The sequence below is a fragment of the Saccharothrix sp. AJ9571 genome, assembly GCF_021725495.1.
Taxonomy (GTDB): domain Bacteria; phylum Actinomycetota; class Actinomycetes; order Mycobacteriales; family Pseudonocardiaceae; genus Amycolatopsis; species Amycolatopsis magusensis.
The window spans coordinates 2,148,051-2,171,114 of the sequence record NZ_CP091382.1 but is presented as its reverse complement, the minus strand read 5'-3'; the positions used below and the strand labels follow the sequence as shown (position 1 = coordinate 2,171,114).

The window sequence follows — 23,064 nt, the reverse complement described above, 5'->3', positions numbered from 1 at the left end:
GGAAGGTGACAAGGGTGACCCTGCATCGCCGCACCGCACTGGCCACGCTCGGAATCTCCGCCCTGCTCGTCGCGGGGCTGCCGGGGATCGCTTCCGCCGAGCCGCCGAACATCCCGGACGCGGGCACCGCGCAGACCCAGCTGGGCGAGCTGACCGTGGCCCCCGACGGGTCCCAGGACGGGTACGACCGCGAGAAGTTCCCGCACTGGAGCGACCAGGGCGACAGCTGCAACACCCGCGAAGTGGTGCTCAAGCGCGACGGCACCGGCGTGGAGACCGGCACCGACTGCGCGGCCACCTCCGGCAGCTGGTTCAGCCCGTACGACGACGCCACCTGGACGAACGCGTCCGATGTGGACATCGACCACGTGGTGCCGCTGGCCGCCGCGTGGCGCACGGGTGCGGCGAGCTGGACCGACGCCAAGCGCGAGCAGTACGCCAACGACCTCGACGCGCCGCAGCTGATCGCCGTCACCGACAACGTCAACCAGGAGAAGGGCGACAAGTCGCCGGAAGACTGGAAGCCGCCGTCGACCGGCTACTGGTGCACCTACGCGCGCATGTGGGTCGGCGTGAAGCACAAGTGGGAGCTGACCGTCAACGACGCCGAGAAGACCGCGCTGACGGACATGCTCGGTAGGTGCTGAATCTTTGGCCGCGCCTCCGGCGCGACCTCGCGGGGGCGTGCCGGAGCTAGCGCACTAGCGCGACCTCGCGGAGGCGTGCGCCGGCTAGCGCAGACGGGCGATGATCTCCGGTGCGTGGCCTTGTAGCCGCAGGACGCCGCCGACGGTGAATTCGGTGAGCAGGTCGATCAGCGCCTCCGGGTCGGGCGCGGGGTCGTCCCAGCTCATGCCGACCAGCGCTTCGGTCATCGCGAAGTACATGGCCACCAGTGCCTTGTCGGTCCGCCCGGACTCGACCCCCTGCGCGGCCCACCGGGCCCGGCTCGCTTCGGCGTAGATCGTCGCGAGCCTGGCCCGCACGCGGTTCATCGCCGGATCACCGGCGCGCTCGGCCTGGAGCAGCAGGGGCAGCGCGTCGGGGTGCTCGGCGACGAAGGCGAACATCGCGGCGTAGTTCGCGCGCGCCCACACCCGCAGCTTCGGCTCGGAAGCGTCGAGCGCGGGCTTGCCGACCTTGGCGTGCACCAGTTCCTCGGTGGCCTTCACGGTTTCGGCGAAGAGTTCCTTCTTGCCGCCGTAGGTCTCGTAGACGGCCTGGCGGGTCAGTCCGGCGGCACTGGCGATCTGCTCGACGGTGGCCGCCTGGAGCCCGCTCCCGGCGAACACCTTCCTGGCCGCGCCCAGGATCAGCGCGCGCTGCTCGTCGACCGGTAGCTTCCGCGGCCTGCCCACCCGTCTTGACATGTGCGCCACCTCACCTGACCATATTTCCGACACTGTCGTCGGAAAAGTTGCGCAGCTCAACGGGGAGCCACCTTGCGCCGATCACTCAGCCGTGCGTTCGCCACGGCCCTGTCCGCCCTCACGTTCACGGGCCTCGTGGCGTTCGTCGCGGCACCGGCGACCGCAGGATCGTTCTACGATCCGCCGTCCCCGCTGCCGGCGGGCGAGAACGGCGACATCATCAAGCACGAACCGGCCGACTTCTTCATCGACCCGGTGAAGCTCATCCGGGCGCCGGCCAAGGTCCAGCGGATCATGTACCGCAGCCGCGACACGCACGGCGACCCGATCGCGGTCACCGGCACCGTGCTCACCCCGCACCAGGCGTGGACCGGCGGCGGCGAGCGGCCGATCGTCAGCTACGCGGCGGGCACCCAGGGCGTCGGCGACAACTGCGCGCCGTCCAGGGCGATGGCCGCGGGCATGGAGTACGAAGGCCCGTTCATCTCGGGGCTGCTGCTGCGCGGGTACGGCGTGGTGGTCAGCGACTACGAGGGCCTCGGCACGCCCGGCACGCACACCTACGCCAACCGCGAGTCGCAGGCGCACACCGTGCTCGACGCGATCCGCGCGGCGCAGCGGCTCGAAGCGGCGAACCTGCCCGACGACGGACCGGTCGCGATCGCCGGATACTCGCAGGGCGGCGGCGCTTCGGCGGCGGCCGCGGAACTGCAGCCGTCCTACGCGCCGGAGTTGAAGGTCAAGGGCGCGTACGCGGGTGCGGTCCCGGCCGACCTGGCGGCCGTGGCGAAGAACCTCGACGGCGCCTACGCGGCGGGATTCCTTGGTTACGCCCTGCTCAGCATGGACGCGGCCTACCCGGAGCTGAACATCCGCGGCCTGCTCAACGACAAGGGCAACAGGATGCTCGACCAGGTCGCGACGCAGTGCACCATCGAGGCGATCGCGGCGCACGGCTTCACCAGGTCGACCGGGCTGACCAAGGACGGCAGGCCGCTGTCGGACTTCTTGGACGAGGAGCCGTACGCGTCGCGGCTGGCGGAACAGCGCATCGGCGACCGGAAACCGGCCGTGCCGATGCTGGTGGTGCACAGCACGCTCGACGACATCGTGCCGTACGCGCAGGGCCGCGAAATGGCGCGCGACTGGTGTGGTCAGGGGGCGAAGGTGCAGCTCAGCAGCTCGCTCGTCCCCACACACGTGGGCGGTGCCGTCCGGGCTTTCCCTGAAATGTTCCTGTGGCTCGAAGGCCGCTTCGCCGGGAAACCCGCCCCGACCAACTGCGGCCGCTTCTAACGCCCCGGCAATGCTATGAGTGGGGCATTACTAGCGTTGAACGCAAGTAATGCCCCACTCATAGCACTCAGGCGAGGCCGGTGGCTTCGGCGGCGGCCGGGTCGGAGTCGGTGAGGAACTTGCGGCACCGTTCGTACTCTTCGGTCTCCCCGATGCGCTGCGCCGCCTTGCCCAGCACGGCCAGCGCGCGCAGGAAGCCCTGGTTGGGCCGGTGCGCCCACGGGACCGGGCCGAAGCCCTTCCAGCCCGCGCGGCGGAGCTGGTCGAGGCCGCGGTGGTAGCCGGTGCGCGCGTAGGCGTACGCGGCGACGGTCTCCCCGCTCTCCAGTGCCTTCTCCCCGAGCGCGGCCCAGGCCTCGCTGAAGTCCGGGTGCTCGGCGGCGACCTCGGTGGGATCGGTTCCGGCGTCGAGCGCGGCCTGCGCGGCCGTGCGCTCGGGCAGTTCGGTCGGGTCGGGACCCAGCAGGTTGTGCGTCATGCGGCCATTCTGCTCGCTAGAGGAACAGGCTCGTCACGATCCCACCGGCACCCAGCAGGAGCACCGCGACCAGCACGGCGGCGACCATTCGTTTCGGCATCATCGCCGACACCCTGCCGCCACCGCTCACCGGAAGGCAACCCCGCAACCCTTACGGGTGATCCCTGGTTTCCGCCAGTATTCCCCGCCCGCTCTATCGACCGTGACCTTGACCAGGGATGATGACCTTGTGACGAAGGCATTGAGTGCGTCTGGGGTCGCCGAGCCCGACGTCATCCCTAAGAGTCCGATCGCGAAGACGAAGCTGTTCTTCCAGCTGTACTGGAAACGGGGTGCGCCGGGGCAGCCGACCGCGCCGTGGGCGCTGAACTTCGCCTACGGCATGTGGCTGCTCGCGTTCGCGTTCAAGCTGATCGGCTCGTCGTGGGACATGTCGTGGCACTTCATGTGGCTGCGCGACGACCTGGCGCCGCCGCACCTGATCAACACCGTGGGCACCGGCATCGTGGTGGTGCTGGTGGCGATCCACAGCTACACCGGCCTCGGCTGCGACCGCCGCTCGCTGCGGCTGATGCAGGCGGGGACCGTGGTGTTCCTCATCGCCGGGCCGCTGGACGTGCTGAACCACCGGGTCAACGGCCTCGACCTGACCGCGTGGAGCCCCTCGCACCTGCTGCTCTACATCGGCACCGGGATCATGCTGGCCGGCGCCATCGACGGCTGGCTGAAGACCGCGCCCCCGGGCCGGTTCCGCTCGCTGGCGCTGACCGGGCTGTGGTTCTTCTTCCTGGAGAACACGTTCTTCCCGAACGGGCAGCAGGAGTACGGCATCCTCGAACTGCGTTCGTGGGAGCGCGGTGAGCCCTACGCCGAGCCGACCCTGCTGGAGTTCGCCGCCGAGCAGATCGGCCGCCCGGTCGACCGCGAGGCGGTGGTCCACTTCGCGATGCCGATCGAGGACTGGGTGTACCCGGTGTGGGGCATCGGCGTGATGGCGCTGATCCTGGCGATGGCGCGGCACACCGTGCGCAAGCCGTGGACCGGGACGACGGTGGCGGTGGCGTACGTGGCCTACCGCGCGCTGATCTGGCCGATGCTGCTCGGCGCCGGTTTCCCGACCTCGACCGTGCCGTTCTACCTGATCTTCGTGGGGCTCGCCGTGGACCTGGCGTTCCGCATCGGCCGGGAACACCGGATGCTCACCGCCGGCGTCGGCGGCCTGCTGGTGACCGCCTTCGGTTACGGCGCGCTGTGGCTCCAGTCACAGGTACGGCCGCTGCTGCTGGGCGAAGACGCCATCACCGAGTCGGCACCACCGGTGGAGTACCTCACGGTGCCTTTCGTCCTCGTAGGCGTGGCAGTCCTGTGGGCCCTGGCGGGCCCCCTCGGCCGACGCCTGAACGCCCCGCACAAGAAACCCTCCGAGTTCATCCCGGACACCGTCGTCTAGGGAGCACAGGTGCCGTGAATGTGGCTTTCACGGCACATTCCGCCGTGAAAGCCACATTCACGGCATACCGGCCCACCACTCAACAGAAACCCGGCAACGGAACAGGGGAGCGTCCACACGCCCCCATCCCACCCCCGGTCCACAGCCAAAAACAAGGCGAAGGCCTCCAGGTCAAGGCATCATTCCCGCCTTGCCCGGAGGCCTTCGCCGTAGTCACACTAAAAACCCGGGGTGCCTCCCGCCCAGGTCACTTGATCCGCTGCCCAGCCGACTTCAGCGACTCGGCGGCCTCCACCACGCGCTTCGCCATCGCGCCTTCGGCGGCCTTCAGGTAGCTCCGCGGGTCGTAGACCTTCTTGTTGCCGACCTCGCCGTCGATCTTCAGCACGCCGTCGTAGTTCTTGAAGAAGTGGTCCGCGATGGGGCGCGAGAAGGCGTACTGGGTGTCGGTGTCGACGTTCATCTTCACCACGCCGTACGACAGCGCCTCGTGGATCTCCTCCAGCAGCGAGCCCGAGCCACCGTGGAACACCAGCTCGAACGGCTTCGAACCGGCGGCGAGGCCCAGCTTCTCGGCGGCCACCGCCTGGCCGTTCTTGAGCACCTCCGGGCGCAGCTTCACGTTGCCCGGCTTGTACACGCCGTGCACGTTGCCGAAGGTCGCGGCCAGCAGGTAGCGGCCCTTCTCCCCGGAGCCGAGCGCGTCGATGGTCTTCACGAAGTCGCCGTCGGCGGTGTAGAGCTTGTCGTTGATGTCGTTGGCGACACCGTCCTCCTCGCCGCCGACCACGCCGATCTCCACCTCGAGGATGATCTTCGCGGCGGCGGTCTTGGCCAGCAGCTCCGCGGCGATCTCGAGGTTCTCGTCGAGGTCGATCGCCGAGCCGTCCCACATGTGGGACTGGAACAGCGGGTTCTCACCGCGCTTGACCCGCTCGGCGGAGATGTCGATCAGCGGCCGGACGAAGCCGTCCAGCTTGTCCTTGGGGCAGTGGTCGGTGTGCAGGGCCACGTTGATCGAGTACTTCTCCGCGACCACGTGCGCGAACTCGGCCAGCGCGCTCGCCCCGACCACCATGTCCTTGACCTTCTGCCCCGACGCGAACTCCGAGCCACCGGTGGAGAACTGGATGATCCCGTCACTTTCGGCCTCGGCGAAGCCGCGGATCGCGGCGTTCAGGGTTTCCGACGAGGTCACGTTGATGGCGGGATAAGCGAACTCGTTCGCCTTGGCCCGGTCCAGCATTTCCGCGTAGACCTCGGGGGTGGCGATGGGCATCGTTGGTCCTCCTCGAAGCAGGGTTCGCCGTTCAAGCGCATCTTACGAGCCACGCCGGGTACCGGGCGGGATAGCCTGATCAGGCGAAAAGAGGGGGTCCACCATGCGGGTTTTCGGCTCTTGGCGCGACTGGCCGTCGGCCGCGGGCGCGCTGGGCGAGGTGCTGCCGGAGGAGACGATCGAGAAGCTGGCCCACGCCTACGAGTTCGCCGCGCGGCACCACGGGGACCAGACCCGCCCGGCGGGTGAGCCGTACCCGTGGCACCTGCTGGAAGCGCTGGAGATCGCCGTCGACTCCGGGGCGCGCGACGAGGACGTGCTGGTCGCGGCCCTGCTGCACGACGTGGTGGAGGACACACCGTGCAGCCTCGCCGCGGTGCGGGCGGAGTTCGGCGCGCAGGTCGCCGAACTGGTCGACTGGGTGACCAAGGCCGGGTCGCGGGAGAGCTACCTCAGCCGGTTCGTCACCGCGCCGGAGGAGGTGCTCACGATCAAGCTCGCCGACCGCTACAGCAACGTGCAGCGCCTGCACACCCATCCCCGCCCGGCCAAGCGGGCCACCTACTACGCCGAGACCGTGCGCGTCTTCCTGCCACTCGCCGACCGGCTCCCGTACTTCCGGGACCGCTTCGCCGAGTGGCAGGAGAACTACGCCTACTTGGCGAGCTGAGCCAGCGCCGTCAGCGCGGGCAGCGGGTCGTCGCCGAGCGGCTGGATCGCGACGTGGTCGGCACCGGCGTCGAGGTGCGCCTTGAGCCCGGCGGCGATGTGGTCGGCGTCGCCGTGCAGGGCGAGCGCGTCGATCAGCCGGTCGCTGCCGTCACCGGCGACGTCCTCCTCGGTGAAGCCGAGCCGCTTGAGGTTGCTCGTGTAGTTGCGCAGCCGCAGGTACATCTTGACCATGTCGCGGCCGATCTCGCGGCCGCGCGCGTCGTCGGTGTCCAGCACCACCTTGTGCTCGGCGACCAGCAGCTTGTCCTTGCCGACCAGCTCACGCGCCTGCCGGGTGTGCTCCGGGATGGTCAGGTAGGGCAGCGCGCCCAGCGTGCGTTCGGCGGAGAGCTTGAGCACCTTCGGCCCGAGCGCGGCGAGCGCCCGTGCTTCCACCGGCACGCCGCCGGCGTCGAGCTGGTCGAGGTATTCGACGATCTTGTCGTACGGCTTCTGGTAGACCTGCGTGGCTTCCGGGTGCCCGACGCCCACGCCCAGCAGGAACCGGCCGGGGTACTTGTCCTCGATGCGGTGGTAGGACCGGGCCACCTCGGCGGCGTCCGCGGACCACATGTTCACGATGCTGGTGGCCACGACCAGTGAGCTGGTGGCGGCCAGCAGCTGGTCGACGAGCTCCAGTTCCGCCGGCGGCGAGCCGCCGATCCACCAGGTCCCGTAGCCGAGTTCTTCCGCCTTCGCGGCCAGCTCCGGGGTGGTGGTCCACAGCGGTCGCCAGACGCCGATCTTGCCGAGTTCGAATGCCATGTCCGTGCCAACGCGGCGTGTGACCGGATCATTCCAGCGCGTGCCTACCGACCAGTAGCCTACTGCCGGTAAGTTGCGGTACGGTGCCGGACGAGAACTCGACGAGGAGGCACCATGGCTCGCAAGGTCAGCGGAAAGGTCGTGCTCATCACGGGTGCGGCGCGCGGAATCGGCGCCGGGCTCGCGGAGCGGCTGGCGGCGCGGGGCGCGAAGGTGGCGCTGGTCGGCCTCGAAGGCGCGGAGCAGGCGAAGGTGGCCGAGCGCATCGGGTCCGCCGCGCGCTCCTGGGAAGCCGACGTGACCAGCTGGGAAGCGCTCGAGCGCGTCACCGCCGAAGTCGTCGCCCACTTCGGCGGCATCGACATCGTGATCGCCAACGCCGGCATCGCCACCACCGGCTTCGTCCGCTCGGTCGACCCGGCCGCCTTCGAGAAGGTCATCGAGGTGGACCTGCTCGGCGTCTGGCGCACCTTCCGCGTGACCCTGCCGCACGTCATCGAGCGCAAGGGCTACCTGCTGGCGATCTCCTCGCTCGCCGCGATCACGCACGCGCCCGGCATGGCCAACTACTCGGCCGCCAAGGCGGGCGTCGAGGCCTTCTCGAACAGCCTGCGGGCCGAGGTCTCGCACCTGGGCGTGAAGGTCGGCGTCGCGCACCCCACCTGGATCCGCACGGACCTGGTCGAAAGCGCCGACGCGCACCCGGTGTTCGGCAAGCTCCGCGCCGGCATGCCGGGCCTGGTCGGCAAGACCTACCCGCTGTCCACCGCGCTGGACTGCCTGGAGGCGGGCATCCTGCGCCGCGGCCGCACCATCCACGTGCCACGCTGGGTCGGTGCGCTGAAGTTGATCAGGGCGTTCCTGCCGCCGATCATCGAACTCGGCTCGCGCTCGCGGGTGCCGTCGGCGGACAAGGCGGCGCTCGAGGACATCGCCGCGCGCGGTGCCAGGGAAGCCTCGGTGACCGGCCACGGCGGCCGGGCCGCAACGACTGGAGTGTGAGATGTCACGTCGCGAACAGATCCGGATGACCGCCGACGAGGCGCGTGCCTACCTCGGTGAGCAGAAGGTGATCAACGTCGCGACGATCGGCCCGAACGGCCGCCCGCACCTGGCGCCGCTCTGGTTCTTCCCCCACGGCGACGGCTTCGCCACCTGGACCTACGGCAGCTCGCAGAAGGTGGCCAACCTGCGGCGGCTGCCGCAGGCCACGGTCCTGCTCGAATCCGGCGACAGCTACGAGCGGCTGCGCGGGCTGTCCATGGAAACGGACGTGGAGCTGGTCACCGACCACGAGCGGATCGTCGAGATCGGGACCAGGCTGACCCAGCGCTACGCCGGGGCGGCGCTGGGGGATCCGGTGCCGCCCGAGCTGGCCGCCTTCGTCGGCAAGCAGGCCGAAAAGCGCGTCGGCCTGGTGTTCACGCCGACGAAGACGGTCAGCTGGGACCACACGAAACTCGGCGGGACCTACTGAGCCGGTAGCCAGGCCCCGATCTTCGGCTCGAAGCCGCGCACGCTGCGTTCGGCGACCGCGCCTTCCAGGAAGTACGGGTCCTGGTCGATGATCTTCTGCAGGGCTTCTTCGTCTTCGGCCTGGTAGAGGGTGATGCCCCCGGTGCCGTCCGTGAGCGGCCCGCCGAGCGCCACCACGCCCTTCTCGGCCAGGTCGGCCAGGAACGCCCGGTGCGCCGGCCGCACCTCGGCGTACTTCTCCTGGACGTAGCGGATTTCGACGAGGAACCAGGCCATGATGCCTCCGGATGCGATTCTCGTGGTTCGGACACTGGCGCCGCCTGGCCAACCCGATACGCTTTGCGTGCGTGTTGCTGGTGTGAGCAGGCAGGCGCAGCAAACGGTAACCGACCCGGCGAGCAGTCCCGGGTACGGGCGGACACCACGGGACGGGCGGACCATGCACGAGGCGAGCGCTGAGCAGAGCGTGGAGCGCACGCTCGGCCACCTGCGCGCGGTCGACGGACCGGCGGCCCCGCCGGCGCCCGCCGCACCGCTGACCCTGGAGGACCTCTACCGCACGCACCGGATGCGGCTGGTCCGGCTGGCCATCCTGCTGGTGGACGAACCGGCCACCGCGGAGGACGTGGTGCAGGAGGCGTTCACCGGGCTGCACCGCAACTGGGGACGGCTGCGGGACGCCGCCGCCGCGGTGGGTTATTTGCGAACAGCCGTGGTCAACGGCTCGCGCAGCGTGCTGCGCCGCCGCAAGACCGCTCGCGAGTACGTGCCGCCGCACGCGGTCAACGCGCGGTCCGCGGAGAGCCTGGCGATGCTGTCCACCGAGCACCAGGCGGTGGTGAACGCGCTGTCCAAGCTGCCGCCGAGGCAGCGCGAGGTGCTGGTCCTCCGTTACTATGGGGGACTGTCCGAGGCGGAGATCTCCGAGGCCGCCGGCATCTCCAAGGGGACCGTGAAGTCGACCGCGAGCCGGGCGCTGGAAGCCCTGCAGCGGGCGATGCAATCACCCAACTAGCCCGTTCCGGCCCCGGAATCCGCCCTCGAACGGCGTATCTCCGCACATGGTTGGCGGGTTGTGACCCATCAGCTGGTTTAGACCAATATGCTGGAACGCGTGACGGGTGCCGAAATCGATTTCGTGATCACCGGAGGCCGGCTGGCCACACCGGAAGAGGAGACCAACGACGCCACCTGGCTGGCCGTGTCGGGCGGCTCGATCAGCGCGGTCGGCAGCGGCACACCGCCCGAGGGCAGACACCTCGACGTCGGTGGCGCGCTGGTCGTCCCGGGGTTCGTCGACACGCACTGCCACGGCGGCGGTGGTGGCTCATTTTCCAGCGGGCAGCCGGAACAGCTGCTGCGCGCGGTCGCCGCGCACCGCAGGCACGGCACCACCACCCTGCTGGCGAGCCTGGTCTCGGAGGTCGTGCCGGAGCTGGCGCGCCAGGTGGGCGCGCTCGCCGAGCTGGTCGCCGACGGCGAGCTGGCCGGGGTCCACCTCGAAGGGCCGTTCATCTCCAAGGCCCGCTGCGGGGCGCACGATCCGGGCGCACTGCTCGAACCGGACACCGCCACGGTGACCAAGCTGCTGCGCGAGGGCAAGGACGCGATCCGGATGATCACGCTCGCGCCCGAACTGCACGGCGGGGTCAAGGCGATCCGCCAGCTCACCGAGGCCGGCGTGATCGCCGCGATCGGGCACACCGACGGGGTCGAGGAGCAGATCCGCCCGGCGATCGACGCGGGTGCCACGGTCGCCACGCACCTGTTCAACGGCATGCGCCCGCTGCACCACCGCGAACCCGGCCCGATCGGCACGCTGCTCGACGACGAGCGCGTGACCGTGGAGCTGATCTGCGACCTGGTGCACGTCCACCCCACGATGTTGCGCCTCGCCGCCCGGCACGCCGGACCCGAGCGGACGGTGCTGGTCACCGACGCCATGTCGGCCACCGACGCGGCGGACGGCAGCTACCGGCTGGGCAGGCTGGAGGTGGACGTGACCGACGGGGTGGCCACGCTCGCCGAGAACGGCTCACTGGCCGGGAGCACGCTGACCATGGACGCCGCCTTCCGGAACCTGGTCAAGGGCGCGGGGCTGTCGCTGGCCGAAGCGGTGCGCGCCACCTCGACGCGACCGGCCGAACTGCTGGGCATCGAGAAGGAGACCGGCTCGCTCAAGCCGGGGCTGTCCGCGGACCTCGTCGTGCTCGACGACGAGCTGCGCCCGGCCCGCGTGCTGCGGCGGGGCCAGTGGATTCCTGACGCCGGCTGACCCGGATACCCTTTCGCTCGTGAGTGAGCCGGAAGACCCCGAGCGCCTGCTGGCCGAGGCGCTGCGGGCGCAAGCCGTGCGGGCGCCGCAGCCGGCACGGCCACCGGAGGCGGTCGAGGAACCGCCGACCGCGCACCTGGCCAAGCCCGCTTTCCCGGCGCCCGCCGGGTACGGCCTGCTGTCGGGCGCGGACGCCGGTTCGCTGGAACGCGAGCGCGCGGCGCTGGAACCGGCGCCGTCGCCCGCACCGGCGGCGGACCACCCCGTCGCGGCGACGCGGCAGGAAACGGGACCGGCCCCGGTCGCGGCGCGCTGGGTACTGCTGCTCGCGGTGCTGCTCGGCCTGGCGGCGGGTGCGGTCGCGGGCTTGCTCACCTTGCTGTAGCCCGCCCGCCGGCCCGCCACCACCCTCAACCGAGGCGCTGCGCGCCACTGACCAGATCCGGCCTGTACCGTGTCCCGGCGTGAGCGCAGCACTGAATATCGACCAGATGAGCATCATGCCGGACTGGCTCAACCCCGAGGTCCTGCTGAATGGGCTGGGCCCGACCGTGCTCGGCGTGCTGTGCCTGATCATCTTCGCGGAGAGCAGCGTGTTCCCGGTGCTGCCGGGTGACTCCCTGTTGTTCACCGCGGGCCTGCTCATCGCCAACGGGGATCTCGAGCTGCCATTGTGGCTCGCCTGCGTCTGCGCCACCGCGGCCGCGCTGATCGGCAACGTGGTCGGCTACGGCATCGGCTGGAAGGCCGGTCCCGCGCTGTTCAAGAAGAACTCGAAGTTCTTCAAGCAGGAGTACGTCGACCAGACGCACGCCTTCCTGGAGAAGCACGGCCCGAAGGCCGTGGTGCTCGCCCGGTTCGTGCCGTTCGTCCGGACCTTCATCACCTGGATCGCGGGCATCGGCCGGATGGACCCGAAGAAGTACTTCACCTACACCGTGCTCGGTGGCATCCTGTGGGCCGCGGGCCTGATCGTGCTGGGCTCGCTGCTGGGCACCATCCCGCTGATCCGCGACAACGTGGACGCGATCTTCATCCTGATCGTGCTGATCTCGGTGCTGCCGATCGTCTTCGAGTACCTGAAGGGCCGGCGCGAAAAGAAGCGGGCCGCCGCTCTCGCCCCGGCCCCCGAACCACAACAGCCGTAGCCCGCGCCCGGCCGAGGCCGAATGCTATGAGTGGGGCATTACTTGCATAGACAGGACTGTGCGCAGCTCCGTTGAGGGTGGTGGTGGGCGGCGGGAGGGCGCTAGTAATGCCCCATTCATAGCATTCAGAGTGTTCACATGGCGAACATGGAGCCCGGGTTGAAGAGGTTTTCCGGGTCCAAGGCGCGTTTGATCTCCCGGTGCACTCGCAGGCCGACCGGGCCGATCTCCCGCTCCAGCCACTCCCGCTTGATCTTGCCGATGCCGTGCTCCCCGGTGACCGTGCCGCCCAGTGACATGCCGACCTCGAGGATCGCGTCGAAAGCCCGCTGTGCCCGCGCGAATTCGTCCTCGGAATCCGGCGAGTAGACGATCGTCGGGTGCATGTTGCCGTCGCCGGCGTGGCCGACCACGGCGATCCGCAGCCCGACCTCCTCGCTGATCCGCTGGCACCCCGCGATCAGCTCGGCGATCCGGGTCCGCGGCACGCACACGTCGTCGGTCAGCCAGACGCCATAGGTCTCCAGCGCGGTCAGCACCACCCGCCGCGCCTGCAGCAGCATGTTGCCCTCGGCCAGGTCGTCCGTGGCGTAGGTCATGTCGGACCCGCAGTCGAGGCAGATCTGCTCCAGCGCCGCCAGTTCCCGCCGCGCCACCTCGCCACCGGCGTCCGACTGGCACAACAACAGGGCCTGGCAGTCCGACCCGGCGCCGAGGTCGGTGCGCAGATAGGTCTCGGCCGCCTTGATCGAGGTGGCGTCCATGATCTCCATCAGCGACGGCACCAGTCCTTCACGCACCACCCTCGCCACCGCCTCCCCGGCGGCCGCGGTGCTGGTGAACCCGGCGACCAGCGTGGCAGGCGCCTGCGGCAGCGGCTTCAGCGCGACCGTCGCCTGGGTGATCACGCCGAGCGTGCCCTCGCTGCCGACGAACAACCGCGCCAGGTCGTACCCGGCCACGCCCTTGACCGTGCGCCGGCCGGTCTTCAGCAGTGATCCGTCGGCGAGCACCACTTCCAGCCCCAGCACCGAATCCGTGGTGACCCCGTACTTCACGCAGCACAGGCCACCGGCGTTGGTGGACAGGTTGCCGCCGATCGTGCACCAGTCGTAGCTGGACGGGTCCGGTGGGTAGAACAGCCCGTTCTTCTCCACCGCGTTGCGGAAGTCGAGGTTGACCACGCCCGGCTGGACCACGGCGAGCCGGTTGCCCGCGTCGATCTCGACGATCTGGTCGAGCTTGGTCAGCACCAGCACCACGCAGCCGTCGATCGCGTTGGCCGCGCCGGACAGCCCGCTGCCCGCACCCCGCGGCACGATCGGCACCTTCGCCTCGGCGCACGCCCGGACCACCGCCTGCACCTGCTCGACGTCGGCGGGCAGCACCACCGCCAGCGGGGTGCCGACCGGGGCCAGCGGCATCATGTCGCGTGAGTAGGCGGCGGTGACGTCGGTGTCGGTGAGTACCGCGTCCTTGCCGATTTCGGCCCGCAACCTGGTGACCAAGGCGTCATCGCTCATCACCCCAAGGTAGGCCCTTCCCCCCAATGGAAGAAGTCGCCGGAAAATTTCGCCGCGGTGTGTATCTGCGGCCCGCCTCCCTGCGTCATATGGGGCAACGATCACTTGACCACCGGGGACGCCCGGCGGCCGGGGCGATCGCCAGCAGGGGCCGTGTGGTGTCCGACAGCCGAGGGGGCCGCCGGACACCACCGCCCCTGGGAAACCCGATAGCCCTGAGGAGGAGGTGCAGTGCTCGCACGCGGCGGGGAGTCCAGGCAGACGGGGCCGGTGTGGCCGGAAACGGCCCTAAGGGGGTCATCGGCCCGGCTTGGACCGGGACGGGCGAGCAGCGCACGGGGGAACAGGGCCACCCGGGAAGGGGGCAGGCGGCCGCGGGGGCGGGGTCGCCTGGAATGGGTGGGGTTCGCCGGTCGGCGCCGGAGTCGGTCCCAGACCGACGGCATCGGTGCCGGCCGGCACCCACTCCGGCAACCCGGAGTGGATGAGCACACCGCGAGGTGTGCTCTTTTCCGTGTTCAGGTAATACGCTCCTACTACGCCAAGTAAGTGACTTATGTATCCAGTGCTCACCCATGTGCTCTCTAATCCCGATGGTCCCGCGATACTGCGAGCGCCAACTTGAGGAGCAGCGGACACCCGTTGGGGGGTCGATTCAATGACCGAAGTGCGCACCGCGGAGGCGGATCCACCGTGGGAGGGCCTCCAGGGCACCGACCTGTACGCGGCCTGCATGCAGGCCGCCAGAGCGGGTGACCGGGTGGCCATGGATCGGCTCGTCGCCGAACTCACCCCGCTGGTCTGGCACGTCGCCAGGGCCAACGGCCTGGACCGGCACACCGCCGAGGACGTGGTCCAGACGGTGTGGCTGGCCCTGTTCAGCCACCTCGACCAGCTGCACGAACCACGGGCGCTGGCCGGCTGGCTGATCACCACCGCGCGGCGGGAGGCGCAGCGGCCCTACGGCCGCAAGACGCCGCCCGTCCCACTGACCGAGGAGATGGCCGAGCGGGTGCCGAGCACCCAGCCGGCACCGGAGGCCGAGGCCGTGCGCACCGACCGGGACAGCCGGATGTGGCGGGCGTTTCTCACCCTGCCGCAGAACTGCCAGGACCTGCTCCGGCTCACCGTCCTGGCGGGCCGTGCCGAATACCACTCGGTGGCCGAAGCACTGCGGATACCGCGTGGCAGCATCGGACCGACCAGGCGACGCTGCCTGACCCGGTTGCGCACATTGTTCGAGGCCGAAGGGGGCAGCCAATGAACGGAATCGAGGAGTTCGGGGGAAGCGCGAATCCCGAGGACGAGGCGCTGCTCATGGACCTGGACCGGCTGATGGACCAGCTGGACCCGCCACCGGGGGACCTGGTCGAGCGGGTGCAGTTCGCCATCGCGCTGGAAAGCCTCGACGTGGAGGTGGCCCGCTGGGTGCACGCGAACGCGCTGGAAGGCGTGCGCGGTGGCAGCGACGAGGGCACGATCACCTTCACCGTCAGCGATCTGACCGTGATGATCAACCTGACGAAGATCGGCAAGCACCACCGGATCGACGGCTGGCTGGTGCCGGCCGGCGAACACGGGGTCGAGGTGCGGGTGGCCGAGCACGGCACCACCTCCACCACGGCCGACGAAGGTGGCCGGTTCGTGCTGGACGACGTGCCGCGCGGCACCACGCAGATCGTGGTGTACGTCGGCACGGAGACCTCCCGGCGCACCGTCGTCACCCCGACCGTCGTGCTCTGAGCTCTGCCGTGAATGTGGCTTTCCCGGCTTCTTATGCCGTGAAAGCCACATTCACGGCGCGGCGGCGGCGAAGCAGGATCATCGCCTGGATCCCGGTGTAGGTGAGCAGGACCGTGCCGAGCACGGCCGTCACGTGCAGGCCGCTCACGAAGGCCGCCTGCGCGGTGTGCAGCAACTCGCCGCTGACCGTCGCCGTGGCGCCACCGAGCGTTTCGCGTGCGGCCTCGCCCGCGCTTTCCGGCACGCCCGCGCGGTAGACCGCCGTCGCCACACTGCCGATCACCGCGGTCCCCAGCGCCCCGCCGAGTTCGAAGCCGGTTTCCGAGATCGCCGACGCGGCACCCGCGCGCTCCGGCGGCGCGGCGGTGACGATCAGGTCGTTCGTCAGCGTCTCCGACAGTGACACGCCGAGGCCGACCAGCGCGAAGCCGACCACCAACACGGCCAGCCCCGAATCCACGCCGATCCCGAGCAGCAGCCCGAAGCCCGCCGCCGCCAGCAGCAGTCCGCTACCGACCAAAGTGGACACCGGGAGCCGCCGCGCCAGCCGGGCGGCGAGCAGCGCGCCCGCCACCCCGGCCACCGTGGTCGGCAGCAGCCAGAGCGCGGCCACCATCGGCCGCAGCCCGAGCACCAGCTGCAGGTACTGCGGCACCAGGAACAGCAGCCCGGTCAGTGAGAACACGCCGAGCAGGTTGGTCACCACCGAGGTGGAGAACTCGCGGTTCCGGAACAACGCGAGGTCCAGCATCGGATCGGTCAGCGACTGCTGCCGCCGTACGAAGAGCACCCCGAGCCCGGCACCGGCGAGCACGCTCACCACGGCCTTGAGGTCGAACCCGTGCTCGGCGAACAGCTTGATGCCGTAGACGATCGGCAGCATCGTCGCCAGCGACAGCACCGCGGACAGCGGGTCGAAGCGGCCGGGGTTCGGGTCGCGTGCCTCCGGCAGCAGCAGCGGACCGGCGATCAGCAGCACCACCATCACCGGCACGTTGATCAGGAACACCGAGCCCCACCAGAAGTGCTCCAGCAGCCAGCCGCCGACCACCGGGCCGAGCGCCATGCCGCCGGAGAACCCGGCGCTCCACACGGCGATCGCGACCCGCCGCTGCGCCTGGTCGACGAAGATGCCGCGGATCAATGACAACGTCGACGGCATCAGCGTCGCCCCGCCGACGCCGAGCAGCGCCCGCGCGGCGATCAGCAGCCACGCGCTGGTCGCGAACGCCGCCAGCACCGAGGCCACGCCGAACGCCACCGCGCCGGCGAGCAGCAGTTTGCGGCGGCCGACGCGGTCGCCGAGCGTGCCCATCAGCACCAGCAGCCCGGCGAGCATGAACGAGTAGATGTCCACGATCCAGAGCTGCTCGGTGCCGGTCGGCGCGAGGTCTTCGCTGAGGTACGGCAACGCGAACCCCAGCACGGTCATGTCGACGCTGATCAACAACACCGGCAACACCAGGACGGCCAACGCCGCCCATTCCCGGCGGCCTGCCTTGACCACGGTTTCTCCCCTGCTTACTGAACAGTCCAGACGGTACAGTTACCGCCTGATTCGAAAGTAAACCGTCCAGACGGTACAGTCAACTGGTGCCCAAGCCTTCCGCCCGTGAAACCGTGCTCGACGCCTACCAGGACATCCTCATCGAGCACGGCCCCGGCTCGGTGACGCTCGACGCCGTCGCGGCGAAGGCGAACGTGTCCAAGGGCGGCCTGCTCTACCACTTCAACTCGAAGGAAGCCCTGCTCGACGGCCTGCTGGAGCGCCTGCGACGGCTCTGCCTCGCCGACCTCGAGCACGCCAAGACCGCGCCGGAAGGCGTGGTCCGCTACTTCCTCACCTCGTCGGTGACCGACGCCTCGATGGACAAGCCGGCGCACCGGGCCTCGATGGCGGCGTTGCGCCAGGTCGGCAGCGATGCCCGGGTCACCGAAACGATCAACGAGTGCGCCCGGCTCTGGCGCGAACTGGTCGCCGAGCACATCGACGATCCGCTGACCGCCGAGATCGTCGGCGCCATCGGGGACGGCCTCTACCTGCGCGCCACCATGGGCGAGGAGACCGCGACACTGGTCGATCGGCTCGACGAGGTCCTGCGCCGCCTCGGTCTCTGAAAGCACCCCACCCGATCGAGGGTGGGCTCAGCCACAACGCGGGTAATCGAGTTGCGCGTGGCCCGCTTGCGGGCACATTCTTGCTTGAGGCAACTAGTTGCAGGGATCAAACAACCCAAAGCCGACATACCCCACGAAAGACCCGCTCATGGCACCTCTCCACGGCGAACCGCCCCCAGCCACCGAAGCCGAGCTCGATCTGGCCGACGAGCTCGGCTTCCAGCTCGTCCGCTTCATGCGCCTGGTCAACCGCGCCAAGGCGCAGGTGGCCAAACAGGGTCCCGACGGCATCGAACGGGCCGCCTACGCGATCCTGTTCACCCTGATCCACGAGGGCCCGCAGCGCACCAGCAAGCTCGCCGAAGCACTGCACTCGGAGATCTCCACGATCAGCAGGCAGAGCAGTTCCCTGGTGCAGCACGGCCTGGTGGAGCGCACCGCCGATCCCGAAGACGGCCGTGCCTGCCTGCTCTCGCCGACCGCCGAGGGCCTGCGGGTGTTCGAGGAGAACCGCAAGACGCGCAACGTGTGGCTCGCCGCACTGCTCGCGGACTGGCCGGACGGGGACCGGCAGACCCTGATGCGCCTGCTCGACCGGCTCAACGTCGGCATCGAGAAGCAGCAGGCGCAGCACGCCGAAGACCAAGCACAGCCCAAGGGGGGCACCCGATGACCCGCGCCGCCAACCCGGTGCAACCACCGCAGCACGCCGCGCCGGAACCCGAGCCCGAGCGCCTGACGCACCGGCAGATCGTCACCATCCTGATCGGCCTGATGTCCGGCATGTTCCTGGCCGCGCTGGACCAGACCATCGTCGGCACCTCGATCGTCCGGATCGCCAACGACCTGAACGGGTTCGACCTCCAGGCGTGGATCACCACCGCCTACCTGATCACCTCGACGATCGTCACGCCGATCTACGGCAAGCTGTCCGACATCTACGGGCGGCGGCCGTTCTACCTGGCCGCGATCTCGATCTTCGTGATCGGCTCGATCGCGTCGACCTTCGCCGACTCGATGTACCAGCTCGCCGCCTTCCGCGCGGTCCAGGGCCTCGGCGCCGGCGGGCTGATGTCGCTGGCGATGACCATCATCGGCGACATCGTGCCGCCCCGGGAACGCGCCCGCTACCAGGGCTTCTTCCTCGCCGTCTTCGGTGTCTCCACGGTGCTCGGCCCGGTGCTCGGCGGGTTCTTCGCCGACATCGACTCGATCGCGGGCATCACCGGCTGGCGCTGGGTGTTCCTGATCAACGTGCCGATCGGGCTGATCGCCTTCGCCGTGGTCGCCAAGGTGCTGAACGTGCCGCACGAACGCCACGACCACCGCATCGACTGGTGGGGCGGGCTGGCGATGGTGGTGGCCGTGGTGCCGCTGTTGATCGTCGCCGAGCAGGGCAACAAGTGGGGCTGGGGCTCGACCGAGGCGATCGCCTGCTACGTCATCGGCGGCGTCGGCGTCGTGGCGTTCCTGTTCGTGGAACGGCTGATGAAGGACGAGGCGCTGATCCCGCTGCGGTTGTTCGGCAACGCCACCTTCTCCGTGGCCATCGCCGGCAGCTTCATCGTCGGTATCGGCATGTTCGGCGCGATCATGATGATCCCGCAGTACATGCAGGTGGTGCAGGGGTATTCGCCGACCGAGTCCGGGTTGCTGATGCTGCCGCTGATGCTCGGCATCATGACCGCGTCGGTGGTCTCCGGGCAGATCACCAGCCGCACCGGGCGGTACAAGATCTTCCCGATCATCGGCACGCTGATCATCACCGCGGGTTCGGTGTTCTTCGCGCTGGTCGAGTACGACAGCGCGCTGTGGCACCCGCTGCTCGCCGCCGGCATCATCGGCCTCGGCCTCGGTAGCTGCATGCAGACCCTGGTGATCGCGGTGCAGAACGCCGGGCCGCGCAGCGACATGGGTGTGTCCACCGCGACCGCGACCTTCTTCCGCCAGATCGGCGGCACCGCGGGTGTCGCGGTGTTCCTGACCATCCTGTTCAACACCCTGTCCGACAACATCGCCAAGGCCTTCGGCGGCGCGCTGCCGCCGGAAGCCGGGGCGCAGCTGGGCAACTTCCAGTCCGACACCTCCGGCATCGCGAACCTGCCCGACGAGCTGAAGATCCCGGTGCTGACCGGGTTCACCGAGTCGATCACCACGGTGTTCTGGTGCGCGGCGGCGGTCACCCTGGTGGCCTTCGTGGTGCTGCTGTTCATGCGTGAGATCCCGCTCGCCGGCGGGGCGCCGTCGGCCGCGGCCTCGGTGCTCGAAGGCGGCGAGGCGCTGGTCGACGAGAAGCCCGAGAAGGCGACCGCGAAGACGGACACCTGGGAAGAAGTCGACCAGGCACTGCGCCAACCGGAACCGGAACTGGTGGGGGCGCACGCCCGGCCGGAAGGGAACGGACACGCCACAATGCAGGGCATGATCCAGCCGATTTCGAACGCGGCCGTCAGCGGGAGGCTCGAAGCCGGGCCGCCGATCACCGGGTACGTCCGGCGCCAGGACGGCAGCCCGGTGGTCCGGGCGGCGCTGACGCTGATCGACCAGAGCGGCCGCCAGGTCTCGCGCGCCACCGGCGGTGGCGACGGCGAGTACAGCATCGGCACGCCCAGCCCCGGCACCTACGTGCTGATCGTCTCGGCGGCCGGGCACGAGCCGCAGGCGTCCAGCGTGGTCGTCGGCGACGGCCCGGCGAAGCTGGACCTCACGCTCGCCGGTTCGGGCGAGGTCAGCGGCGTGGTCACCTCGCTGGGCTCGGGCGAGCCGCTGCACGGGGTCACCGTGACCCTGACCGACGAGCGCGGTGAGGTCGCCGGTGCGTCGGCCACCGACGACGCGGGCCGGTACGCCTTCCACGGCATCGGCGCGGGCAGCTACACGCTGGTCGCCAGCGGGGAGCACCTGCGGCCGGTCGCGGTCACCCTGAGCGTGCCGGACTGCGGGGTGCTGCGCCACGACGTGTCGCTCAGCGGCGCGGTGGTGCTCACCGGGACCGCGCGCAACGAAGCCGACCAGCCGGTGCCGGACGCGCGGATCACCGTGCTCGACCCGGAGGGCCGCGTCGCGGCCGTGTCGCGGACCAACCACTCGGGCAACTACGTGATCAGTGATCTCCCCGAAGGCACCTACACCGTCGTGGCCAGCGGGTACCCTCCGGCCACCAGCAGGCTCGAGCTGGCGGGTGGCGGTGATTCCACCCACGACGTCCGGCTCGGCTACGACCAGGTGATCGACGAGCTGACGAACGGACGGGCATGAGCACAGCGGGACTGCGGGCGCAGATCAGTGGCGCCGAAGGCTGGGCCGTGGCGCACGCCGTGCTGACCGTGACCGACCTGACCGGCAAGCAGGTGGCCAGGGTGGAAGCGGACGAACTCGGCGTCGTCGACACCCCGCCGCTGCCCGCCGGGGTGTACACCGCGGTGCTCACGGCGGCCGGGTTCGCCCCGGTCGCCCGCACCGCGCGGGTCGGCGCTGACGGCACGGGCTCGCTCGGCGAGATCGTGCTGGAGTCGAACGCGGAGGCGGTCCAGCTGCCGCCGGTGGGTCCGTGGGTGATCGACCCGGCGCACTCGTCGGTCGTCGCCACCGCCCGCCACCTCGGCATCGCCAGCATCAAGGCGCGGTTCTCGGAGCTGTCCGGGCACATCACCGTGGCGCGCCCGGCGGAGCGGTCGGTGGTCCAGGCCGAGATCAAGGCCGCGGCGATCGACACCGGCATCAAGATGCGTGACGACCACCTGCGCTCCTCGGACTTCCTGGACGTGGAGCGGTACCCGGTGATCGAGTTCGCCAGCACCGGGCTGCGCCAGCACGGGCCGGTGAAGTGGACCATGCACGGCGTGCTCACGCTGCACGGGCAGCGGCGGGAGGTCGAACTGGACCTGCGCTACGGCGGCTGCGAAGCCGACCCGTGGGGCGGGACGCGGGCGGCCTTCCACGCCGAGACACAACTGCGCCGGGACGACTTCGCGATCAACTACAACGCGATGGTGCGCGCGGGCGTGGCGGCGATCGGCACCGTGGTCCGCGTCGAACTGGACATCCAAGCCGTCCAAGGCGACTCCCTGCCCCCGATGTAACCCGGCGCCAATGCTATGAGTGGGGCATTACTTGCGTTGATTGCAAGTAATGCCCCATTCATTGCATTCGGCCGCGTGAACGAGTCGGACTAATCGGGCGAATCGGGCGTGGATTCAGGCTCGTCTCGGGCTCGGCACGTAGGCTGCGAACGTGATGGAGGTACTGGCCGCGGGCACCGGCGTGAGCTGGCTGGACACAGCGGGCCCGACGCTGGTGTGGGTCATCGTGCTCAGCTTCGTCTTCGTCGAGTGCGCGCTGATCGTCGGCCTCTTCCTGCCGGGTGACTCGCTGTTGTTCGGCGCCGGCGTGGTGCTCGCGCAGCACCACGCCGAGCTGAGCGCCTGGCTGCTGTCGCTGGCGGCGCTGATCGTCGCGGTGATCGGCAACCAGATCGGCTACTACATCGGCAAGCACACCGGCACCCGCCTGGTCGCCCGGCGCGGCGGCAAGGTGCTGAACCGGCAGAACCTGGAGCGGGCGCGCGCGTTCCTCGACCGGCGGGGCTTCTTCGCCATCGTCGCGGCGCGGTGGATCCCGTGGGTGCGCACGCTGGCGCCGCTGATCGCCGGTGCCGCGCGCATGGACCCGAAGCGCTTCGCACTGGCGACGGCGGCCGGCGGGGTGCTGTGGGTGCCGACGCTGGTGCTGCTCGGCTACTACGGCGCCGGGCTGCTGGACGTGCTGCCGTGGCTGAAGACGCTGGTCGTGTGGCTGAGCGTGGCGTTCTTCGTGCTCGGCACCGGCTGGGGGTTCTGGCGCTACCGGCAGGAAATGAAGAAGCCGGTGGACACCGACGCCGAGCTAACTGTCGGTATCGGCCCAGACCTCGAGCTGGATCCCGTCCGGATCACGGAAGACGACGACCTCGGACCCGGGCAGCGTGCGTGAGGCCTTGGCCGCGCTGTAGGTGACCCCGTGCTCGGCGAGGCGGCGCTCCCACCCCTCGAGCTCCTCACGCGAGCCGACGCAGAACGCCACGTGGTCGAGCCCGGTGCGCCGCTCGTCGAACCAGGGGCGCTCGGTGTCGGGGTGCTGCACCAGCACCAGGGAAAACCCGTGGTCAGCGGACTTGAGCACCACCTTCCGAAGCCCGGTCTCCGGATCCTCGCGCCGGGTGGCCTCCTCGAGCGCGAGGACCCGCACGTACCACGGCACACTCCGGTCCACGTCGGTGACCGTGAGAGCCAGGTGGTGCACGGACTTCAATCTCGGCATCGCTTCGCGGCCGCCCTTCCACTAGTGGCCCGGTTCCGACCTTCACCCACCCTCCGTGAATTCCCCGTCGCCGCCCACTTACCCGACCTTGTCGACCACAAAACGTGACCTCCCCGTGCCCCGGCTCAACGGGT

The 23,064-nt window shown here is 69.8% G+C and carries 25 protein-coding genes; 17 read left to right on the top strand and 8 right to left on the bottom strand.

The window, feature by feature from the left end; translation table 11 throughout:
* Window positions 1-20 precede the first annotated feature (20 nt).
* Entirely contained in the window at window positions 21-647 is a 627-nt protein-coding gene (locus L3Q67_RS09385) for an HNH endonuclease family protein (protein WP_499191473.1), read from the top strand.
* An 84-nt stretch (window positions 648-731) separates the two neighbouring features.
* On the opposite strand, the gene L3Q67_RS09380 is transcribed toward L3Q67_RS09385, so the two are convergent.
* Window positions 732-1,370: a TetR/AcrR family transcriptional regulator gene (locus L3Q67_RS09380; RefSeq protein WP_499189149.1), complete on the bottom strand. Its 639-nt coding sequence runs from the start codon at window positions 1,368-1,370 to the stop codon at window positions 732-734.
* A gap of 108 nt (window positions 1,371-1,478) precedes the next feature.
* On the opposite strand from L3Q67_RS09380, the gene L3Q67_RS09375 reads away from it, so the two are divergent.
* Window positions 1,479-2,666 (top strand): alpha/beta hydrolase family protein, encoded by a 1,188-nt coding sequence (locus L3Q67_RS09375; RefSeq protein ID WP_499191472.1) that lies wholly within the window; start codon window positions 1,479-1,481, stop codon window positions 2,664-2,666.
* Between the two features lie 67 nt (window positions 2,667-2,733).
* On the opposite strand, the gene L3Q67_RS09370 is transcribed toward L3Q67_RS09375, so the two are convergent.
* On the bottom strand, window positions 2,734-3,144 hold the full coding sequence (locus L3Q67_RS09370; RefSeq protein ID WP_499189148.1) for a DUF3151 domain-containing protein: 411 nt from the start codon (window positions 3,142-3,144) through the stop codon (window positions 2,734-2,736).
* Window positions 3,145-3,373: 229 nt separating this feature from the next.
* Between L3Q67_RS09370 and L3Q67_RS09365 the strand changes: the two genes are divergently transcribed.
* Window positions 3,374-4,594, top strand: coding sequence for a hypothetical protein (locus tag L3Q67_RS09365; protein ID WP_499189147.1), 1,221 nt, complete (start codon window positions 3,374-3,376; stop codon window positions 4,592-4,594).
* Window positions 4,595-4,841: 247 nt separating this feature from the next.
* Here the strand turns inward: L3Q67_RS09365 and fbaA are convergent, their stop codons facing one another.
* Entirely contained in the window at window positions 4,842-5,873 is a 1,032-nt protein-coding gene (gene fbaA, locus L3Q67_RS09360; RefSeq protein WP_499189146.1) for a class II fructose-bisphosphate aldolase, read from the bottom strand.
* A 103-nt stretch (window positions 5,874-5,976) separates the two neighbouring features.
* Here fbaA and L3Q67_RS09355 point away from each other — a divergent pair, with 103 nt between their 5' ends.
* Window positions 5,977-6,543: an HD domain-containing protein gene (locus L3Q67_RS09355; RefSeq protein ID WP_499189145.1), complete on the top strand. Its 567-nt coding sequence runs from the start codon at window positions 5,977-5,979 to the stop codon at window positions 6,541-6,543.
* Here L3Q67_RS09355 and L3Q67_RS09350 read toward each other — a convergent pair.
* Window positions 6,528-7,349 carry an LLM class F420-dependent oxidoreductase gene (locus tag L3Q67_RS09350; protein WP_499189144.1) on the bottom strand — a complete coding sequence of 274 codons (822 nt, stop codon included), beginning with the start codon at window positions 7,347-7,349 and terminating at the stop codon, window positions 6,528-6,530. The two genes, L3Q67_RS09355 and L3Q67_RS09350, sit on opposite strands and share 16 nt — an antisense overlap.
* A 114-nt stretch (window positions 7,350-7,463) precedes the next feature.
* On the opposite strand from L3Q67_RS09350, the gene L3Q67_RS09345 reads away from it, so the two are divergent.
* Complete coding sequence (locus L3Q67_RS09345) at window positions 7,464-8,351, top strand: SDR family oxidoreductase (protein WP_499189143.1); 888 nt, start codon at window positions 7,464-7,466, stop codon at window positions 8,349-8,351.
* Window position 8,352: 1 nt separating this feature from the next.
* Entirely contained in the window at window positions 8,353-8,826 is a 474-nt protein-coding gene (locus L3Q67_RS09340) for a pyridoxamine 5'-phosphate oxidase family protein (protein WP_499189142.1), read from the top strand.
* Here the strand turns inward: L3Q67_RS09340 and L3Q67_RS09335 are convergent.
* The gene (locus L3Q67_RS09335) at window positions 8,820-9,101 is read right to left on the bottom strand and encodes a YciI family protein (RefSeq protein ID WP_499189141.1); all 282 of its coding nucleotides are present in this window, start codon (window positions 9,099-9,101) and stop codon (window positions 8,820-8,822) included. The genes L3Q67_RS09340 and L3Q67_RS09335 overlap by 7 nt on opposite strands.
* Window positions 9,102-9,264: 163 nt before the next feature.
* Here L3Q67_RS09335 and L3Q67_RS09330 point away from each other — a divergent pair, with 163 nt between their 5' ends.
* The 4 genes from L3Q67_RS09330 to L3Q67_RS09315 all read left to right on the top strand — a co-directional run bounded on the left by L3Q67_RS09330 (window position 9,265) and on the right by L3Q67_RS09315 (window position 12,248).
* Window positions 9,265-9,840, top strand: a complete 576-nt coding sequence (locus L3Q67_RS09330) for a SigE family RNA polymerase sigma factor (RefSeq protein ID WP_209663680.1) — start codon at window positions 9,265-9,267, stop codon at window positions 9,838-9,840.
* Between the two features lie 123 nt (window positions 9,841-9,963).
* Window positions 9,964-11,100 (top strand): N-acetylglucosamine-6-phosphate deacetylase, encoded by a 1,137-nt coding sequence (gene nagA / locus L3Q67_RS09325; protein ID WP_499191471.1) that lies wholly within the window; start codon window positions 9,964-9,966, stop codon window positions 11,098-11,100.
* A 19-nt stretch (window positions 11,101-11,119) separates the two neighbouring features.
* Window positions 11,120-11,485: a hypothetical protein gene (locus L3Q67_RS09320; RefSeq protein ID WP_499189140.1), complete on the top strand. Its 366-nt coding sequence runs from the start codon at window positions 11,120-11,122 to the stop codon at window positions 11,483-11,485.
* A 106-nt stretch (window positions 11,486-11,591) separates the two neighbouring features.
* The gene (locus tag L3Q67_RS09315; protein ID WP_499191470.1) at window positions 11,592-12,248 is read left to right on the top strand and encodes a DedA family protein; all 657 of its coding nucleotides are present in this window, start codon (window positions 11,592-11,594) and stop codon (window positions 12,246-12,248) included.
* A gap of 134 nt (window positions 12,249-12,382) precedes the next feature.
* On the opposite strand, the gene L3Q67_RS09310 is transcribed toward L3Q67_RS09315, so the two are convergent.
* Window positions 12,383-13,771, bottom strand: a complete 1,389-nt coding sequence (locus L3Q67_RS09310; protein ID WP_499189139.1) for an FAD-binding oxidoreductase — start codon at window positions 13,769-13,771, stop codon at window positions 12,383-12,385.
* A 658-nt stretch (window positions 13,772-14,429) separates the two neighbouring features.
* Between L3Q67_RS09310 and L3Q67_RS09305 the strand changes: the two genes are divergently transcribed.
* Together L3Q67_RS09305 and L3Q67_RS09300 are read left to right on the top strand one after the other, a co-directional pair.
* Entirely contained in the window at window positions 14,430-15,035 is a 606-nt protein-coding gene (locus tag L3Q67_RS09305) for an RNA polymerase sigma factor (RefSeq protein WP_209663683.1), read from the top strand.
* Window positions 15,032-15,514, top strand: coding sequence for a peptidase associated/transthyretin-like domain-containing protein (locus L3Q67_RS09300; protein WP_209663684.1), 483 nt, complete (start codon window positions 15,032-15,034; stop codon window positions 15,512-15,514). The genes L3Q67_RS09305 and L3Q67_RS09300 overlap by 4 nt, the downstream gene beginning before the upstream one ends.
* 31 nt (window positions 15,515-15,545) lie before the next feature.
* On the opposite strand, the gene L3Q67_RS09295 is transcribed toward L3Q67_RS09300, so the two are convergent.
* The gene (locus tag L3Q67_RS09295; protein ID WP_499189138.1) at window positions 15,546-17,021 is read right to left on the bottom strand and encodes an MFS transporter; all 1,476 of its coding nucleotides are present in this window, start codon (window positions 17,019-17,021) and stop codon (window positions 15,546-15,548) included.
* 86 nt (window positions 17,022-17,107) lie between these two features.
* On the opposite strand from L3Q67_RS09295, the gene L3Q67_RS09290 reads away from it, so the two are divergent.
* The 5 genes from L3Q67_RS09290 (at window position 17,108) to L3Q67_RS09270 (ending at window position 22,603) form a co-directional block, all read left to right on the top strand.
* Window positions 17,108-17,632 carry a TetR/AcrR family transcriptional regulator gene (locus L3Q67_RS09290; RefSeq protein ID WP_499189137.1) on the top strand — a complete coding sequence of 175 codons (525 nt, stop codon included), beginning with the start codon at window positions 17,108-17,110 and terminating at the stop codon, window positions 17,630-17,632.
* A 148-nt stretch (window positions 17,633-17,780) separates the two neighbouring features.
* Window positions 17,781-18,305 (top strand): MarR family winged helix-turn-helix transcriptional regulator, encoded by a 525-nt coding sequence (locus tag L3Q67_RS09285; protein WP_499189136.1) that lies wholly within the window; start codon window positions 17,781-17,783, stop codon window positions 18,303-18,305.
* Complete coding sequence (locus tag L3Q67_RS09280; protein ID WP_499189135.1) at window positions 18,302-20,890, top strand: MFS transporter; 2,589 nt, start codon at window positions 18,302-18,304, stop codon at window positions 20,888-20,890. The genes L3Q67_RS09285 and L3Q67_RS09280 overlap by 4 nt, the downstream gene beginning before the upstream one ends.
* Window positions 20,887-21,714 (top strand): YceI family protein, encoded by an 828-nt coding sequence (locus L3Q67_RS09275; protein WP_499189134.1) that lies wholly within the window; start codon window positions 20,887-20,889, stop codon window positions 21,712-21,714. The genes L3Q67_RS09280 and L3Q67_RS09275 overlap by 4 nt, the downstream gene beginning before the upstream one ends.
* A gap of 154 nt (window positions 21,715-21,868) precedes the next feature.
* Window positions 21,869-22,603: a DedA family protein gene (locus L3Q67_RS09270; protein WP_499191469.1), complete on the top strand. Its 735-nt coding sequence runs from the start codon at window positions 21,869-21,871 to the stop codon at window positions 22,601-22,603.
* Here L3Q67_RS09270 and L3Q67_RS09265 read toward each other — a convergent pair.
* Entirely contained in the window at window positions 22,517-22,930 is a 414-nt protein-coding gene (locus tag L3Q67_RS09265; RefSeq protein WP_209663691.1) for a VOC family protein, read from the bottom strand. The two genes, L3Q67_RS09270 and L3Q67_RS09265, sit on opposite strands and share 87 nt — an antisense overlap.
* Window positions 22,931-23,064 lie beyond the last annotated feature (134 nt).

What these genes read in the sequence shown, in the direction of transcription:
- L3Q67_RS09380 (WP_499189149.1), bottom strand. Translation starts at nt 1,370, where the DNA reads ATGTCAAGACGGGTGGGCAGGCCGCGGAAGCTACCGGTCGACGAGCAG.
- L3Q67_RS09370 (WP_499189148.1), bottom strand. Translation starts at nt 3,144, where the DNA reads ATGACGCACAACCTGCTGGGTCCCGACCCGACCGAACTGCCCGAGCGC.
- fbaA (WP_499189146.1), bottom strand. Translation starts at nt 5,873, where the DNA reads ATGCCCATCGCCACCCCCGAGGTCTACGCGGAAATGCTGGACCGGGCC.
- L3Q67_RS09355 (WP_499189145.1), top strand. Translation starts at nt 5,977, where the DNA reads ATGCGGGTTTTCGGCTCTTGGCGCGACTGGCCGTCGGCCGCGGGCGCG.
- L3Q67_RS09350 (WP_499189144.1), bottom strand. Translation starts at nt 7,349, where the DNA reads ATGGCATTCGAACTCGGCAAGATCGGCGTCTGGCGACCGCTGTGGACC.
- L3Q67_RS09345 (WP_499189143.1), top strand. Translation starts at nt 7,464, where the DNA reads ATGGCTCGCAAGGTCAGCGGAAAGGTCGTGCTCATCACGGGTGCGGCG.
- L3Q67_RS09340 (WP_499189142.1), top strand. Translation starts at nt 8,353, where the DNA reads ATGTCACGTCGCGAACAGATCCGGATGACCGCCGACGAGGCGCGTGCC.
- L3Q67_RS09335 (WP_499189141.1), bottom strand. Translation starts at nt 9,101, where the DNA reads ATGGCCTGGTTCCTCGTCGAAATCCGCTACGTCCAGGAGAAGTACGCC.
- L3Q67_RS09330 (WP_209663680.1), top strand. Translation starts at nt 9,265, where the DNA reads ATGCACGAGGCGAGCGCTGAGCAGAGCGTGGAGCGCACGCTCGGCCAC.
- L3Q67_RS09315 (WP_499191470.1), top strand. Translation starts at nt 11,592, where the DNA reads ATGAGCATCATGCCGGACTGGCTCAACCCCGAGGTCCTGCTGAATGGG.
- L3Q67_RS09310 (WP_499189139.1), bottom strand. Translation starts at nt 13,771, where the DNA reads ATGAGCGATGACGCCTTGGTCACCAGGTTGCGGGCCGAAATCGGCAAG.
- L3Q67_RS09305 (WP_209663683.1), top strand. Translation starts at nt 14,430, where the DNA reads ATGACCGAAGTGCGCACCGCGGAGGCGGATCCACCGTGGGAGGGCCTC.
- L3Q67_RS09300 (WP_209663684.1), top strand. Translation starts at nt 15,032, where the DNA reads ATGAACGGAATCGAGGAGTTCGGGGGAAGCGCGAATCCCGAGGACGAG.
- L3Q67_RS09285 (WP_499189136.1), top strand. Translation starts at nt 17,781, where the DNA reads ATGGCACCTCTCCACGGCGAACCGCCCCCAGCCACCGAAGCCGAGCTC.
- L3Q67_RS09280 (WP_499189135.1), top strand. Translation starts at nt 18,302, where the DNA reads ATGACCCGCGCCGCCAACCCGGTGCAACCACCGCAGCACGCCGCGCCG.
- L3Q67_RS09275 (WP_499189134.1), top strand. Translation starts at nt 20,887, where the DNA reads ATGAGCACAGCGGGACTGCGGGCGCAGATCAGTGGCGCCGAAGGCTGG.
- L3Q67_RS09270 (WP_499191469.1), top strand. Translation starts at nt 21,869, where the DNA reads ATGGAGGTACTGGCCGCGGGCACCGGCGTGAGCTGGCTGGACACAGCG.
- L3Q67_RS09265 (WP_209663691.1), bottom strand. Translation starts at nt 22,930, where the DNA reads ATGCCGAGATTGAAGTCCGTGCACCACCTGGCTCTCACGGTCACCGAC.